The organism is Nostoc sp. CENA543 (assembly GCF_002896875.1).
Classification (GTDB): domain Bacteria; phylum Cyanobacteriota; class Cyanobacteriia; order Cyanobacteriales; family Nostocaceae; genus Trichormus.
The window spans coordinates 5685168-5700256 of record NZ_CP023278.1 but is presented as its reverse complement, the minus strand read 5'-3'; the positions used below and the strand labels follow the sequence as shown (position 1 = coordinate 5700256).

16 protein-coding genes are annotated in these 15089 nt (G+C 40.3%); 12 read left to right on the top strand and 4 right to left on the bottom strand.

What is annotated here, in order from left to right:
- The first annotated feature begins 118 nt into the window (after positions 1–118).
- The 4 genes from CLI64_RS23845 to CLI64_RS23830 all read left to right on the top strand — a co-directional run bounded on the left by CLI64_RS23845 (position 119) and on the right by CLI64_RS23830 (position 3691).
- Entirely contained in the window at positions 119–607 is a 489-nt protein-coding gene (locus tag CLI64_RS23845) for a DUF411 domain-containing protein (RefSeq protein ID WP_103139552.1), read from the top strand.
- Positions 608–922: 315 nt separating this feature from the next.
- Positions 923–2338 carry an NAD(P)/FAD-dependent oxidoreductase gene (locus CLI64_RS23840; RefSeq protein ID WP_103139551.1) on the top strand — a complete coding sequence of 472 codons (1416 nt, stop codon included), beginning with the start codon at positions 923–925 and terminating at the stop codon, positions 2336–2338.
- A 58-nt stretch (positions 2339–2396) separates the two neighbouring features.
- Complete coding sequence (locus tag CLI64_RS23835; RefSeq protein WP_103139550.1) at positions 2397–2912, top strand: DoxX family membrane protein; 516 nt, start codon at positions 2397–2399, stop codon at positions 2910–2912.
- A 110-nt stretch (positions 2913–3022) separates the two neighbouring features.
- Positions 3023–3691 (top strand): peroxiredoxin-like family protein, encoded by a 669-nt coding sequence (locus CLI64_RS23830; protein WP_103139549.1) that lies wholly within the window; start codon positions 3023–3025, stop codon positions 3689–3691.
- On the opposite strand, the gene CLI64_RS23825 is transcribed toward CLI64_RS23830, so the two are convergent.
- The 3 genes from CLI64_RS23825 to CLI64_RS23815 form a co-directional block, all read right to left on the bottom strand.
- Complete coding sequence (locus tag CLI64_RS23825; RefSeq protein WP_103139548.1) at positions 3688–4140, bottom strand: N-acetyltransferase; 453 nt, start codon at positions 4138–4140, stop codon at positions 3688–3690. The genes CLI64_RS23830 and CLI64_RS23825 overlap by 4 nt on opposite strands.
- A gap of 63 nt (positions 4141–4203) precedes the next feature.
- Positions 4204–4878: a response regulator transcription factor gene (locus CLI64_RS23820; RefSeq protein ID WP_103139547.1), complete on the bottom strand. Its 675-nt coding sequence runs from the start codon at positions 4876–4878 to the stop codon at positions 4204–4206.
- On the bottom strand, positions 4875–6011 hold the full coding sequence (locus CLI64_RS23815) for a cell wall metabolism sensor histidine kinase WalK (protein ID WP_103139546.1): 1137 nt from the start codon (positions 6009–6011) through the stop codon (positions 4875–4877). The genes CLI64_RS23820 and CLI64_RS23815 overlap by 4 nt, the downstream gene beginning before the upstream one ends.
- Positions 6012–6367: 356 nt before the next feature.
- Here CLI64_RS23815 and CLI64_RS23810 point away from each other — a divergent pair, with 356 nt between their 5' ends.
- Both CLI64_RS23810 and CLI64_RS23805 read left to right on the top strand, forming a co-directional pair.
- Positions 6368–6859, top strand: coding sequence for a DUF2808 domain-containing protein (locus tag CLI64_RS23810; RefSeq protein WP_103139545.1), 492 nt, complete (start codon positions 6368–6370; stop codon positions 6857–6859).
- A gap of 153 nt (positions 6860–7012) precedes the next feature.
- A complete protein-coding gene (locus tag CLI64_RS23805) occupies positions 7013–7507 on the top strand; it encodes a GNAT family N-acetyltransferase (protein ID WP_103139544.1) in 495 nt (164 codons plus the stop codon).
- Positions 7508–7661: 154 nt separating this feature from the next.
- Here the strand turns inward: CLI64_RS23805 and CLI64_RS23800 are convergent, their stop codons facing one another.
- Positions 7662–9644, bottom strand: a complete 1983-nt coding sequence (locus tag CLI64_RS23800) for an amylo-alpha-1,6-glucosidase (protein ID WP_103139543.1) — start codon at positions 9642–9644, stop codon at positions 7662–7664.
- A 320-nt stretch (positions 9645–9964) separates the two neighbouring features.
- On the opposite strand from CLI64_RS23800, the gene CLI64_RS23795 reads away from it, so the two are divergent.
- The 6 genes from CLI64_RS23795 to CLI64_RS23770 all read left to right on the top strand — a co-directional run bounded on the left by CLI64_RS23795 (position 9965) and on the right by CLI64_RS23770 (position 14913).
- Entirely contained in the window at positions 9965–11629 is a 1665-nt protein-coding gene (locus tag CLI64_RS23795; RefSeq protein WP_103139542.1) for a glycosyltransferase family 39 protein, read from the top strand.
- Positions 11630–11822: 193 nt separating this feature from the next.
- On the top strand, positions 11823–12482 hold the full coding sequence (locus CLI64_RS23790) for a hypothetical protein (protein ID WP_157943317.1): 660 nt from the start codon (positions 11823–11825) through the stop codon (positions 12480–12482).
- 143 nt (positions 12483–12625) lie between these two features.
- Positions 12626–13105: an ester cyclase gene (locus tag CLI64_RS23785; RefSeq protein ID WP_103139540.1), complete on the top strand. Its 480-nt coding sequence runs from the start codon at positions 12626–12628 to the stop codon at positions 13103–13105.
- Between the two features lie 32 nt (positions 13106–13137).
- Positions 13138–13560, top strand: coding sequence for a hypothetical protein (locus tag CLI64_RS23780; RefSeq protein WP_103139539.1), 423 nt, complete (start codon positions 13138–13140; stop codon positions 13558–13560).
- 12 nt (positions 13561–13572) lie between these two features.
- Positions 13573–13935 (top strand): cupin domain-containing protein, encoded by a 363-nt coding sequence (locus CLI64_RS23775; protein ID WP_103139538.1) that lies wholly within the window; start codon positions 13573–13575, stop codon positions 13933–13935.
- Between the two features lie 258 nt (positions 13936–14193).
- The gene (locus tag CLI64_RS23770; protein WP_103139537.1) at positions 14194–14913 is read left to right on the top strand and encodes a CHRD domain-containing protein; all 720 of its coding nucleotides are present in this window, start codon (positions 14194–14196) and stop codon (positions 14911–14913) included.
- The last annotated feature ends 176 nt before the right edge of the window (positions 14914–15089 follow it).

The following is a 15089-nucleotide window of genomic DNA, read 5'->3' as shown; positions in this document are numbered from 1 at the left end:
TAAGCCACAGGGTGCGATCGCAATTTAATCTTATTTAGATTGATATTTATATCAGTATTAATTAATCTGACGGGTAATTTTAAATTTAGATGATAATTTTATAGGAGAGGTATTAATAATGCAAAAACTATTACTTTCGTTCTTGCTAGTGATGATGATGGTGATGGGGTTGATTACAGGAATTAGTGCGTCATCTGCCATTGCTGAAACTTTAGTAACACCACAAGTAAAAGTTTATCGTAGTCCCAGTTGTAGCTGTTGTGGTAATTGGCTAGACCACATTCAAAAGCAAGGATTCAATATCCAAGCAGATATCAAAACTGACGACATAGACGCAATTAAAGAAAAATACAATTTGCCCCCAGAATTAGCATCTTGTCACACAGCAATTATCGATGGCTACGTTATGGAAGGACATATTCCCGCCGAAGATATCAAGCGTTTTCTCCAACAAAAGCCACAAATTGCAGGTTTAGCCGTTCCTGGAATGCCTGTAGGTTCCCCAGGTATGGAATTAGGCAATGAAAAAGACTCATTTACCGTCATGGCATTTAACCACAAAGGAGAAACCCAAGCCTTTCAAAAACACCAAGGAAATAAGCAATAGAAAAAGTCGCTGACTAATGACTAATGACTAATGACTAATGACTAATGACTAATGACTATCAACAATCTGAGTTATTGCTGAGAAAGTGGTGAAAAATTCGTTGCAAATTCCCCTGAATTTCTCAGCCAAGCTTTAACTTTGCATCACTTGAAAGTTGCTGAGTACCGCGATACTAAGAACAACTCACAAAAGCAACTTATACCGAATTGGGATAGGTAGTATTGTTTCGAGATTCTGGAATAGCCTAAGAATCTAGGCTTTTAATCCAGAATCCAAAATCCAAAATCCAAAATCCAAAATTGGTACTATACACCTATGCAGCAAGCATCTCATCCTACAGTCATCCTGGGTGGTGGCTTCGCTGGGCTGTTTACAGCTTTATACTTAAGCCAGCAAAACTACTCGCATCCGATTATTTTAATTGAACAGCGCGATCGCTTCACTTTCAAACCATTACTATATGAACTATTAAGCGGTGAATTACGCTGCGAACAAGTCTATCCCAAGTACAAAGACCTTTTGGCTGGTAGTCATGTCAACTTTGTACAAAATACAGTGCAAGCCATTGACTTACATCAGCAACAAGTAAGTCTAGATTCTGGTGAAAAATTTAACTATAGTCATTTAGTTTTAGCATTAGGTAGTAAAACTACGTACTTTAATACTCCAGGTGCAGCAGAATATGCCATGCCATTAACATCTGGAGAACAGGCGATCGCACTCCGCAAACACTTACGCCACAGATTATATCAAGCTATTCAAACTCAAGATGTAGCTCGTCGGCGGTTGCTGTTGACTGTCGCTATCATCGGTGCAGGGCCAGCCGGTATTGAATTGGCTTGTACTTTAGCGGATTTATTACCGATTTGGTATGACGAATTAGGCGGTGATGCGGCTGAGGTGCGAGTTGTTCTGATTAACCGGAGTCGAGAAATCCTCAAAGGTGATGTTAATAGTCATCTACGCTGTATAGCTCAACGTGCTTTGAAAAATCGTGTGATTCCTGTAGATTTTCTATTTGATGCAGCTGTCACCCAAATTACAGCCGATGGCGTAGAGTACAAACAAAACGAGCAAACCAAGGTATTACAAGCGGGAACCATTGCTTGGACTGCGGGAACTGCACCCCATCCTTTATTGATGGAGTTACCAGTCCCTAACAATCGAGGACGGCTATTGGTGACACCGACTTTACAACTACCAGACTTTCCCGAAGTGTTTGCGGCGGGAGACTGTGCGACAACTAGCGATAATCCCCAACCACCGACAGCGCAAGTCGCCTATCAACAAGGAATTGCGATCGCCCAAAATCTCAAGCGCATGATCGAAAGTAAGCCTAGTGTGCCTGTGCAAATCTCGATGCGCGGAACTTTGATGAAATTGGGACTCAATGAAAGTGTGGCGAACTTATTCAACAAAGTTCAAATCAAAGGACAAGCCGGCCATTTAATTCGCGAAGCCACCTACCTACAACTTTTACCGAATGCTGCTCATAATCGCAAAGTCACCGCAGAATGGCTGACTGATGAATTATTTCAACGCGATCGCTCCATTACCCATATGCAACTCGGACAAACGCCGTTTGTAGCTGGGATGGCGACTACTGCGGCGGCAATGATTTTAGCTACTCCCCTAGTTTGGCGTGCTGCCCAACCTACCCAATTTCAACAGAATTTTAGTTGGTCAGGTATCCCAACATTATTAAATCAACTGACCCCCCCTACTCGATAAATTTTCTTGATTTCTCTGCACTTTTGCGTGAAAAATCTTAATCTTTTGGAATCAAACTATGAACTACCTACTCAATCTCCGCACAGCTTATATCGTCAATCGTGTGACAATGGGCGTTTTCTTTTTCATCTCTGGTATTGCTAATTATCTTAACTTCAGCGTTCCTAACGGCTTCTACCAAACAGTCATCACTTGGAAACTGCAATTTATCGGCCCTGGAATTCCACCGGGATGGGAGGGTGTAGGGCCATTACCTTGGTTCATTGCTATTCCTTACGGCTGGTTACTACCTTTAGCAGAGATTGTTTTAGGTGCGTTATTTGCTCTTAACTATTGGGTGCGGTGGACAGGATTATTACTAATACTCATGACCTTTAGCATTATTTTGGCTTTTGGTATTGTCCCTGCTGGTACTTTGTTTCCTAATGGTGCAGAAAGTTTTAACAAAAACATCCTATTTATGACTTTAATTTGGATGTGCATTGCTTACGACGCTTACGAGCAAAAAATGAGTCGTCGTCGCACTCAAGCATCAGCTGATTATAGCCTGACTCCACCTATTGATGAGATGTAAAATCTCCTCATCTATTTCCCGGTTTTTCAGTAATTTTACTGCAACTGTATTTCTCTAGTAACCACTAAAAAGGTAGAGACAAGCATAAATCAATAGACAGTAAAATTACTATGAATTTTACCGAATCTCTGGAGCAAATTAGTCAGAGTTATATACAAAATGGCATCATTTCCACTCATGCACATTCCTTAATTGTGAAATCCATTAATGAACTAGTTGCTTCAGAAATTGTTGAACAAAGTTTAAAGTTAGGTGATATTGCCCCTAACTTTGTTCTGCCTAATGCTTTTAGTCAGTCGGTAGAATTACAAAAGCTACTAGCTCAAGGTGCTGTAGTAATTTCTTTTTTCCGAGGACATTGGTGTCCTTTTTGTAGCTTGGAACTAGCAGCACTCCAGCAAGCATTACCAGCAATCCAGGGATTAGGAGCGTCATTAGTTGCTATTTCACCCCAGACTCTGCACTATACAAAATTAACTGTAGAAAAACATGAAATAGAGTATGAAATATTAAGCGATCGCAATAATCATGTGGCTCGTCAGTTTGGCATTGTATTTAAAATCCCAGAGTATTTAAGACAAGTATTTCAGGAACTAGGTCATGTTTTACCTAAATACAACGGAGATGAATCTTTTGAACTACCTATGCCAGCCACATATGTAATTTCTCAAACAGGAAGAGTCGTTTATGCTTTTGTTAATCCAGATTATACTAAGCGATTAGACCCGATAGAAATTGTAAGTATTCTAAAAAATATTTCTGTGGTTAGCAAGAATTAATTTATGTGTTTTGTCATCAGATAGCGGTCATGATCTACAAATCCAACTTGGTGATAAAAGCTTTGAGCCGAAGTATTCTCTTTTTCAACTTCTAGATGTAGTGCTTGAACGTTAAAAGAGATACAAACCTCTTCCAGAAATTTGATTGTTTGCTTACCTATACCTTGACGTTGGTAAACTGTATCAATGTAAAATTCATCAATGAAAGCATCTTTTCCTCCATATTCCAAGCTGTAGCTGAATGTGAGAATAACATAACCAATGCTGTAATTTTGGTTTTGAATTAACCAGATTCGTCCTATTGATTCATCACTGAGTAGTGGTATTAATGCCTGACGAGCAACAACAGCATTAAAAGCAATACTACCGTCAACTTCGTAAAGTTTTTGGATGAATTGCAACAGCGTATCTAAATCATTGTTGTCTGCTAATTTGAAGTTAATTTGCATATCTGAATTTTTTATTCTTTGTTGTGCATTAATCTCTTTTATTTAAAATTTAGATTTTCAAAATTACTCCCGCAGCGCATAACCCACACCACGGACTGTATGTACTAAACGTTTCTCGTTATTTTCTTCTAACTTCAGCCGCAAATAACGAATATAAACTTCAATAATATTAGAATCACCCATGAAATCATAACCCCAAACTTTTTCTAAAATTTGGTCTCTTGTAAATACTTGTCGGGGATGGGAAAGCAGATATTCTAATAAATCAAACTCTTTGGCGGTTAACTCAATTAACCGTTTACCGCGAAATACTTCACGGGTGCGACGATTTAAACTTAAGTCTTCAAACTGCAATAAATCATGATCTGTTTCTTGAGTGCGACGCAGATGGGCGCGAATTCTGGCTAAGAGTTCTTCTATACTGAAGGGTTTGACGACATAATCATCTGCTCCGGCATCTAATCCTGCTACGCGATCGCTTACTTCATCTTTCGCTGTCAACAATATTACCGGAATTTTGCTGCCCGTGGTACGCAAACGGCGACACAGTTCTAATCCGGTGAGTCCTGGTAACATCCAATCTAAGACTACTAAATCTGGTGATGATTCCCGTGCTAAGGTCAAACCAGAAATACCATCATGGGCGACACTCACTTTGTAGCCTTCACTACTCAGTTCTAATTCTACAAAGCGCGCTAGTTTAACTTCATCTTCTACCAGCAGAATATGTGCTGTCATCTTTTTGCTCCTATCGTGGGTAATTTTAAGGTAAAAGTGCTACCTTTTCCTGGTTCTGACTGCACTGCAACCATACCATCCATGTTTTCTACTAAGCCTTTAACTATAGATAAACCCAAACCCATCCCCCCAGTTGCGCGAGTGCGGGAAGGATCAACGCGGTAAAAGGGTGCAAAAATCCGAGATTGTTCTGAAACAGGGATACCTTCCCCTTGATCACTGATTTGAATAATCGCCCATCCCCGATGTTGAGTGAGTTTGATGGTGATTAACTCACTAGCTTGAGAATATTTCACCGCGTTATCAATTAAATGATTTAACACTTGCATCAGTTGATTGCGATCTGCTGTGACTCTCACCGGAAAGGGAACAAGTTCTAGATGAATTTCTCGATGCTCAAATTTTTGCGTCATTTGGGCTATATCTACCACTAAATCATTTAGTAGTAATGATTCTGGTTGTAAGGGCATCATACTATTACTTGCCCTAACCATATCTAATAAGTTTTGCAAAATTTGCGTCATCCGTTCGGCTTCTAACACAGCCATTGCGAGGGCTTCTTTTTGGTTGTCTGTTAAAGTTTGACTGCGTTGCTGAGTTCTTTGCAGATATGCGTACACCATACTTAAAGGTGTGCGTAATTCGTGGGCTAAGTCTTTGGTAAACTGTTGTTGTTGTCGTTTGAGTTCTTGAATCTGCGTTAACAGTTGTTTACAAGCCAGCACCAGGGCTTTGACTTCACTGGGTGTCTGATAGAAATTGAGTTGATACAGATTGAGTTCCGAAACAGTTGCATTACCCATCCACTGGTTAATTTGTTGCAAGGGTAAAAGTAATTTTCTAATCAACACCATAGCAAAAATGGCTGTAGTGGCGATCGCTAAAAAATTAACCATCCCTAGGCTATGAAAAACTGTTAACAGCCTAGCGTAGTGATGAGATATCTCTTGCTGTTGACTAGTAGTGATGAGGAACTGTTGAATTTCCCAACTGATCCACATAACAAAACTACTCATTCCCAATGCAAAAATAGTGACAATTCCCACAGTGAGGCGGAAATGTAAGGAAGTAGGGTTGACTATTAATAGCGTAAGTTTAGCTAGTCTTTTATATAAGTCCTCTAGAACACTCATAGCCAGACATCTCCTGTTGTGTGTGATTTCAGCTAAAAAATTTAGTTTTCATAACCAGATTTTTATAAAAATCAATAAATCTTAATTTATATATTTTTAATTTAATATAAGTCTCGAAAAGAAAAATGAGTTTTCCCTGAATGGACTTATAGCTTTTGATGAGAAATCTATAAAACCTTATGTATCAAGGGTTTTATCTTTAGTGAGGTAGGAAAATTTATCAGTTTATTAACAGTAAAATCTCACAATCCCTTAATTTATCAATCAGCGTGAACTCATATTTATACAGCAATCTATTTATTATCAGTTCAGGATTTGTATTAACGTCATAACACAAAAACAGGAAAAATTGCATCATGAAGAATTTAATTTATAGTGGATTGTCGATGCTTTTGTTAGCTATAACTTCTCCAGCAATGGCTATGCCGATAAATTATGAAGCTACGCCAAAAACTCAACAGATTTCATTACCAGTTAATGTTCCTCATATTACTAATTCTGGTGTCAGAAACAACACTCACTTTATTAGAGTTGCAGTAGTAGGAATGTCTCTAGAAGACATCATGATTGCTTTACCTAGCCAAATGGAACGTTTTCAGGGAGTGAAAATTAGAGATAAATCGGGGAGAGATATTGCAGCTAAAACAGAACTTACTAATGAACGTTTATCGATTACCTTTGATCAACCCATAACTTCTGGAAGTTCTTTGGAAGTGCAATTTACGGGTGTGCAAGCCAGAACTTCTAGTGGTAGGATTTTGCTTTATGGCGTAACTGCCAAGAGAACTGGATTACAGGGAGAAATTCCCGTTGGTACAGCGAGAGTTGATATCCCTGATAAGAGCTAAAGTTTTGCTAAATAGGTGGACATCAATAAATCCACCCAATTAATTTTGTGTTCAGAACCCCGACTTCTCCAAGAAGTCGGGGTTCTGCTTTCTCACGACTGATTTAGGAAGGTTAATAATTTAATTAATCAAATATCAACTTGAGGTTTGGTGATGAGTAAAATAAACCTAGCACCATTTGACCCTGCTATGCACGCCGAACTTCTACGGCAATGGTTATACAGCCCACACGTACTTGAGTGGTGGGGTAATCCAGAGGGAAACTTGCAAGAAGCCATCCAAGTTCTACCCACGACGCAACAAGCTATGATAATTTTCGATAATCAGCCAGTTGGTTACTTACGTTGGGAATTGTGGTCTGCTAGTCAACTTGAGGAAATCGGTTTGAGTGGAGTTCCCAATTCTATTGACATTGATATCTTTATTGGTGAACGATCGCTAATTGGTCAAGGTATTGGGACAGCAGCATTGCGATCGCTTTTATCTTTACTTGCAGCTACTACTACCGCACCTGTAGCTAGTATATGTGCGTCCATCAAAAATGAAATTGCTTTACGTGCTTACGAGAAAGCTGGATTCCAACGCATTCACCAATATCCTGATTTTGAATCTGGAATGTGTTGGTTGTTAACTACACCATTACGCTAATACCATTTCACGAAAAACCTGATACGATGTAAACCCTAAAAGCTTTGCTGCATCTAAGTTTTTTAATTGCGTTAGCGTAGCGGGACGTTAGTCCATTGCGAATTGCGAATTGCGAATTGCGAATTGGTATAAATTCTGCCATTTTGAATTAAATTTAGCCTGAAGTTGCTAACCAAGTACGCAAAACTTCTGCCACAGTCCAAGCTTGGGCAATACATCCCCTGGGATTCATTGGCGGTTCACCATCAAAAATTTCGCTGAGACTACCAACACCATGTGCAGTCAGATGATTTGCCATTGGTTCGAGAAATTGACGCGCCTGCTGAGGATTGTTGTAAACGCGCAGGTGTGCTTGTACAAACGCACCTATTAACCAACCCCAAACAGTACCTTGATGATACGCACCATCACGTTGATACTGACCACCACCGTATTTTCCTTGATATTGGGGATGGTCGGGAGAGAGCGATCGCAATCCGTGGGAAGTTAACAAAATTCGCCCACAAATCTCTACCACAGACTTTTGTTGGGTAGGTGTGAGGGGACTTTCCGGTAATGACACCGCAAAAATCTGATTGGGACGCAACGATAAATCATCACCATCAGGACTATCAATTACGTCGTAACAATAACCCAAGCCATCATGCCAAAACCGCGAAAATCTCGCTAAAACTCTATCCGCCATTGCTTGATATTCTTGATGCGGTTTACCAAGTTGACGGGCAAAATTTGCCATTGTGCGTAACGCATTATACCAAAGAGCATTAACTTCAACGGGCTTACCAATGCGGGGTGTAACAACCCAGTCTCCTACCTTCGCATCCATCCAAGTTAACTGCACACCTGCAACCCCAGCATACAATAACCCATCGGCGGGGTCTAAATGGATGTTATAGCGTGTACCGCGACAATGGCAATCAATGATCTCAACTAACACCCCAAACAGTTCCGCCAGTAAATGATCATCCTTGGTAGCACTGTAATAAGCGCGGACTGCTTCAAAGTACCATAACGTAGCATCCACTGTATTGTATTCCGGTTCTTCCCCCGCATCGGGAAAGCGATTAGGTAACATTCCCTGATTGACGTATTTAGCAAAGGTGCGGAGAATTGAGCGTGCTATTTCTATTCGACCCGTGGAAATTGTTAACCCTGGTAGACTAATCATTGTGTCCCTTCCCCAATCGCTAAACCAGTGATAACCAGCAATGATAGTTTTACCGTTTGGTTCTTCTGGGAGTGGACGGTCTACGATAAACTGGTCAGCAGCTAAAATTAACTGCTCAATCCAGGGTGGTAATTCTTGACTATCAAGGGGTTGATGGGCTTTAGCAATTGCGATTAACTTTTGTTCATGAGTTTGACGTAACTTGAGCGCAGTTTCACCTTGCAAATTGGGTTGTTTTTCTGTACTGGCGACAAAAGTCAATGATTCCCCAGGATTGAGTGTAACTTCTAGAGTAGCGGCGTGGAGATGGTCTTCTGTGTCACTCAGTCCCCGATAACGTTCCACAGCCAAATCAAAGCCATAATACCAATTGTGAACCAGGGATACATTCCCAGAGTCACTGACTAAATAGAATGGTGTAGCACTGGGATAAGCCGTGATACAAATCCCCTTTTCCACCGTTTCTAGGGACATTTGCCAACCATTACTCTGGGTATCGCCGTGATAATCACGGTAGTTAACCATTGCTTTGAGTGTGAGTTGAAGCGGTTGGGTGGCGCGAGATAAAGTATATTGAACGTAGGTTGTATTAGCACCTTGTTGCATCCACACTCGTTTTTCTAACACAGCATCAGCCACGGCAAACCGCCAGACAGGGACTGTACCTGACAAAGTAAAACGCTCAATATGTCGGTATCCGTGGGGACTGACTATCCCATCACTCCAGCGATTAGTATTGAGGGGATAAAAGCAACTATTATATGTAACGATCTCATCTAGTTTTGCCAGCAGTAAAGTACGACCTAAAGGCGGTTGCAAAGCTGCTACCAATAAACCGTGATAACGGCGAGTCAGTAAACCCGCTACTGTACCCGAAGCATAACCACCAATTCCATTGGTAACTAACCATTCCCTCGATTCAGCCGTTTCCAGATTACCGCAGATTTCGCGCCCAAATTCCATACACATAAATCAATACTCTTGCTGCCGAGTTACATATGGATTATCGATGATTAGCTCTATTGTGTGCTGAGTGTGGAATTAAGACTTAATGAGAATTATTTATAGTTAGCGAATGAGGATTAAAATGAGGCGATCGCTAGTCTCAATCCATCGCGATAAGTAGCAGCTCATGTTGATTCAATGAGTTTTTGAGTCAAAAAACTACGCAAAAATTTGCCCTGCTGTGTGCTTCTAATTTAGGCTTTTAATTTAGGCTTTTCATCTAGGTTTTTATCTAGCTGGAGTTGATGAGTTGGGTTGTCTATCAAGAATAAGAATTCGAGTAAATGCAAAAATTCCAGAAATGGTCGGCTCAAAAAACTAATCAGTTAGTGGTAATGTTGCTGGTTGGGGGATTGCTGTTTCGCTCCTTCATTGCTTTCTGGCTTTACCCTACCTTTGATGAGGCTTATTACTACCTCTACAGTCTGCATCTAGACTGGAGCTATTTTGATCATCCAGCTTTTGTAGCTCTAACAACTGGTTTTGGCCCGTGGTTAACTGGAGATGTATCCCAATTCACGATTCGCCTGGGGACACTGATTTTATATACAGGCAGTTTGGTGTTCTTGTATTTAACTAGCAATAGACTATTCTCTGCTAAAGCAGCTTGCTTGACATTGGCTATTGCCACCATCAGTCCAGTTTTTCAAATTGGCTTTGGCATACTAAGCCTGCCTGATAGTCCACTGATGTTTTTTTGGTCAGCCAGTTTATATTGTGCAGTCAATGAATTTTGGCGGCATTCTGGAAATCAAAAGCATAGCCTGTTGAAGAATAAGTCCGGCGCATCTAATTTATATGTGCCTAGTTATCGCTTGAGTTATCTTGGTATCCTAGTAGGATTAGCCTGCAATAGCAAATATCACGGGTTTGTTTTAGGACTGGGGCTAATTGGTTTTTGTTTAACGAGTCCACCTCATCGCTGTGTTGTGCGTTCGCCTTGGGCATGGCTAGGGTTAGGCTTATTTGTGATCACTATCTTCCCTATGTGGTTTTGGAATATGCAGCATGATTGGGTGTCTTTTCGTTTTCAATCAGAGCGAGCGATGCCAAGGGGTGGGTACAATCTGCTGAGTGTAGCTGGTGTCTATTTAGGCGGGGTAGCGTACCTGTTCCCCACCATAGGATTGCCACTATGGTGGGTTAGTTTACGACTTGCGTTGTTAAGAATAATTCATGTTTTTCACAAATCACTAATCTCTAAGGGAGATTTAGATGCGACTAAATTATTGAATTTATGGGTATCCTTGCCCTTAATTTTAGGGTTTACTCTCATAGGAGGATATCGGCAAATTTTGCCAGCGTGGCCAATGCCGGGATTTTGGGCAGCAACTTTGTTATTAGGGCAACATGCAGTCATCTGGGAGCAGCACGGGCGACGTTGGGTGCGGCGATGGCTTGTAGGTTCGGGAATTATGGTAGCCAGCATTTTACTGATTGCTCTGCTGCAAGTGACAACAGGAATACTTCAAAAGCCCAGTCAATACGCTTTCATGGGGGGGTTCTTGTCTCCCAAGGATGACCCTTCTACAGAACTAATTGATATTCAGCAACTACGGCGTGGCTTTGTTGTTTCTCCGGTCTTAAGTGCTGCCCTAAAGAACTCTAGCTTTATATTTACCAATCGCTATTATTTAGGTGGCCCAATTGCAATGTCCCTCTTACCTTTAGCGAACGTCCCGATTACTTGCTTTGACATTGGCAACGATATGCGTGGTTTTGCTTTTTGGTCAAGGGCGGAGCAATGGGTAGGGGAAAACGCCCTGTACATTACTACTGCGTCCTTTAAGAATAGAAAAGATTTGATGGCTAATTATCGAACTTACTTTAGTAGCCTAACTGAGATTGAAACAATACCAATCAAACGTGGCGGGGTGGTAATCAATATGATTTATGTCTATCAGGCTAAGACACTTTTAAAGCCCTACCCCCGATCTTATGGAATTTGACGGTTAATCTCATTCCATCCACACTCTAGCCTAGAATGTTAAATCAAAAAATCTCTCTAGGCAACTCATCAACTCGTGGCCGTCAAAACAGTCAACCAACTGCGATAGTACAATATCTGAACAATAGCCCCCGCAGTTAGAACATTTAACTGTATTTTTGTTTTTTGTTGTATTCACATTAAGTTATTGGTTAATGAATCCTAAATTAAGCAAATTCCTCAAAGCAGAGGATCTTGACGATGCACTCCGCGCTCTTCAAGAGATTGGTAAACTAGATGACGATGATTCTGCACATATTCAACAAATTCTTGCAGATTGGTCTCCACCGCAAGCAGTTGCCAACATACTTATTTATACTCTTATTCCTAAACACCAGCGTATTGACTACTTGCTTCAAGGTTTGAGAGACGATAATGTTCCTTATTTGGCATTAGCTGCTACTGTTGGTTTTCAAAATGTTAAAGCTGAAGCTGTCACAGAATCACAACGCCAACTCATCGTCAATGAACTATTCCGAATAATTGAGCAGTACCCCCAATTTGCAGGACGTGCGACTGTATCAATTAGTCCATTTCTGAGCTTAAATGATGCTCCTCGGATGTTTCGTTTGCTTGATATGCTTGATGGTAGCAGTCGCCATAATGTTTTAGCCTGGCTAATTACGGAAATTGGCGTGAATCATCAACAAGAATTTTTACAACTTGCAGAAAATTCCGGCATTTCCGTGAGTACAATACAGCTTGCTCAAAACAAACTTGAGGAGTACAACCAAGCACAAGCAGAAGGTAAGTTTACTAACATTGGCTTTCCCCTATTCAGTTACATACCAAATCTTCAGGATATGTTAGGGTAAAAAACTATTTTCCCAGCACGATCATCTTACTACAAACACAACCCAGCATAGGCGATCGCAAATCATCAACCAATTTTCTACAGGGAACTTGTTCATACAGGTATAGCAGACGCGTTACAATTTAGCTCAAAACGCCATTCCCTATGCTGACTGAACCAAACAAAGCGATCGTACTCCAGTTTTACAAAGCTTTTGATGACCGCAAAATAGAACAAGCTGTGGATCTTCTGGCAGATGATTTTATTGCTCATCTAGCAGGTGTACACGAACCTTTAGACAAGGAAGGGTTTAATAAATTTGGGATGTCGTTTTATTTAGCATTCAGTCAAGGTCAGCATGTTTTTGATAAGGTCATTGTTTCTCATGATCAAGTTGTAACCTGCGGAAAATTTACAGCCACGCATCTCGGAGAATTTCAAGGACTCCCACCAACAGGTAAGCAAATCAGTTTATCGATCATGCACATTGATCGAGTTGAGAATGGGAAAATAGTTGAGCATTGGGGTCAAGGCGATGCACTCGGACTGATGCAGCAGTTAGGGATCGTTTTTTTGCCTGGTTTCAAATTATTGCCACACATCTTCAAAGGAATAGCATCCAAACTATTGCAGAAATCTGCATAGAAGCTCAGTTTGCATAAAATATTAGAACATTTATGACTACATCTCCAGTGAGCCAAAAGCCTGTAGCAACATGGTTTCGATACTGTTTATTGCTCACCACCATTTTTAATCTGTTTGGTGCAATTAGATTTGCCCCTCCAGTTTACTATGGGGCGAATACGGTGGAACTGCCAAAAGATGCCATCTTCGTCCATTGGGTCATAGCTTCCTGGATTTTTATCTTAGGTGCGAGTTATGGTTGGCTAGCCATCACAGCTAAACCAGAGAAATTTTTTATTGCTGTTGCCGCCGCTTGTAAGATAGCGATCGCTATCTTATTTTTCATCTTCTGGTTTCAAGGTGATTTATCATTTACCTTCTTACTCGCTGGATGCGGTGATCTCCTCTTTGCCTTTGCTTTCATTTTTTGGTTGTGGCAAACGCCACATACAATAAAAGAAAATCAGAAACCATAAAATCAAGCAAATATGGCAAAATCCACCAAAACTTACTGGAATCCTTTGATTGCAGCAAATCAAGACAAATGGCAACCAATTCCAGGCTTAGAAACAATTGCGGAAGAACTAACTCTCAGCATAGATGAAGAAACTGGCGAATACACCCGTCTAACTCGGTTTTTTCCTGGTGCTGATACCACTCCTTTTGGTGCAAAAAGTCATCCCTATCCTGAAGAGATTTTTGTAGTTAGTGGTCGTCTTTATGACCAAGCTTTTGATATGTGGTTAGAAACCGGACATTACGCTAGCAGACTACCAGGCGAGATTCATGGCCCATTCCAAACTGATATCGGCTGTATAGTTTTAGAAATATCATTCCCTAATCGCATTTAGTAATTTTTACTACTTATTTCTTATTGATATCTAAGTTTCATTACATACTTTTAAAAGTCTTTAATATTACATTTTTTTCATTGTTAGTTTTAAATTACTGGATAAGTAGCTATAAGATCAGAGTCTTTAGTGTAAATTAATATACCAAAAAATATTTAGCATTGCTGTATCAAAAAGTTTAAATATAATAGTTGTTTGGAATTTAACTTGACATTGGACGAGTTTTATCCAGGTGCATTTTACCTAGAGCAAACGACTATGAAAAAAAGATATACTTTTGTCCTCATCACCTGTCTATCCTTGATTTTGTGGCTGTTTATTTACATCAACCAGACAACTATTAACTCTAACGCCTTAGCTTCCGTCCCCAATAGTGGAAACATCGCAGTTCAACCTACATCTATTAACTTTGACCTGAATAGACGCGAAAAAGTTGGTTTTGTGTACGAAGCTTTTTTAAGTCCACAGCAAGAACCAGGTGAAGAGAAAGACACACCCTCCATCACTCCCCAAGAATTTCGGTCTACTGCACCATCTTTGCTGAGAAATGAGCGCAAATCACGCGGTCATGGAGTAGTACGTTTCACCAGTGACTTAAGTAAAGCTTATGTAGATGTCAAGGTTGAAAATGTCAACCCTAAAGATGTTGTCATGTTTCACATTCACTGCGGTAGACCTGATCAACTTGGCCCCATCTTAGTTGATTTTGCTCTTGCTGGTAATATTCAAGAAAATATTGCTGATGGTGTGTTTTCAGTAGAAATCAACAATGCACATATTGAAAAAACCAGTAAATCTGGACGTGGAATAGTTGGTGCATTTACGGCGGGATGTCCAATTGTTCCAGGTACATCAGATAAGGTGAAAACAATTGCAGGTATGGAATACATTCTCCAAAAAGGCGAACTTTACTTTAACTTACATACCAAAGGGCAAACTTTTTACGGAGATATTCGCGGACAACTCCATCGTGCATGAGCAAATTTAATCAGCGTTGTAATTCATAGGTTGAATAATTTTCTTAATCAAGTGAATTTACAACCCCTTAGCTTTGGCAACAGTAACAATATTAATTCAACGTGAGTTCGACGAATTTAAAAAACCCCTCTCCATAGAGCGAAGCTCTTCTCGTAGAGTACCTTCAAAACCTTCAT

What these genes read in the sequence shown, in the direction of transcription:
- CLI64_RS23845 (WP_103139552.1), top strand. Translation starts at nt 119, where the DNA reads ATGCAAAAACTATTACTTTCGTTCTTGCTAGTGATGATGATGGTGATG.
- CLI64_RS23840 (WP_103139551.1), top strand. Translation starts at nt 923, where the DNA reads ATGCAGCAAGCATCTCATCCTACAGTCATCCTGGGTGGTGGCTTCGCT.
- CLI64_RS23835 (WP_103139550.1), top strand. Translation starts at nt 2,397, where the DNA reads ATGAACTACCTACTCAATCTCCGCACAGCTTATATCGTCAATCGTGTG.
- CLI64_RS23830 (WP_103139549.1), top strand. Translation starts at nt 3,023, where the DNA reads ATGAATTTTACCGAATCTCTGGAGCAAATTAGTCAGAGTTATATACAA.
- CLI64_RS23825 (WP_103139548.1), bottom strand. Translation starts at nt 4,140, where the DNA reads ATGCAAATTAACTTCAAATTAGCAGACAACAATGATTTAGATACGCTG.
- CLI64_RS23820 (WP_103139547.1), bottom strand. Translation starts at nt 4,878, where the DNA reads ATGACAGCACATATTCTGCTGGTAGAAGATGAAGTTAAACTAGCGCGC.
- CLI64_RS23815 (WP_103139546.1), bottom strand. Translation starts at nt 6,011, where the DNA reads ATGAGTGTTCTAGAGGACTTATATAAAAGACTAGCTAAACTTACGCTA.
- CLI64_RS23810 (WP_103139545.1), top strand. Translation starts at nt 6,368, where the DNA reads ATGAAGAATTTAATTTATAGTGGATTGTCGATGCTTTTGTTAGCTATA.
- CLI64_RS23805 (WP_103139544.1), top strand. Translation starts at nt 7,013, where the DNA reads ATGAGTAAAATAAACCTAGCACCATTTGACCCTGCTATGCACGCCGAA.
- CLI64_RS23800 (WP_103139543.1), bottom strand. Translation starts at nt 9,644, where the DNA reads ATGTGTATGGAATTTGGGCGCGAAATCTGCGGTAATCTGGAAACGGCT.
- CLI64_RS23795 (WP_103139542.1), top strand. Translation starts at nt 9,965, where the DNA reads ATGCAAAAATTCCAGAAATGGTCGGCTCAAAAAACTAATCAGTTAGTG.
- CLI64_RS23790 (WP_157943317.1), top strand. Translation starts at nt 11,823, where the DNA reads ATGAATCCTAAATTAAGCAAATTCCTCAAAGCAGAGGATCTTGACGAT.
- CLI64_RS23785 (WP_103139540.1), top strand. Translation starts at nt 12,626, where the DNA reads ATGCTGACTGAACCAAACAAAGCGATCGTACTCCAGTTTTACAAAGCT.
- CLI64_RS23780 (WP_103139539.1), top strand. Translation starts at nt 13,138, where the DNA reads ATGACTACATCTCCAGTGAGCCAAAAGCCTGTAGCAACATGGTTTCGA.
- CLI64_RS23775 (WP_103139538.1), top strand. Translation starts at nt 13,573, where the DNA reads ATGGCAAAATCCACCAAAACTTACTGGAATCCTTTGATTGCAGCAAAT.
- CLI64_RS23770 (WP_103139537.1), top strand. Translation starts at nt 14,194, where the DNA reads ATGAAAAAAAGATATACTTTTGTCCTCATCACCTGTCTATCCTTGATT.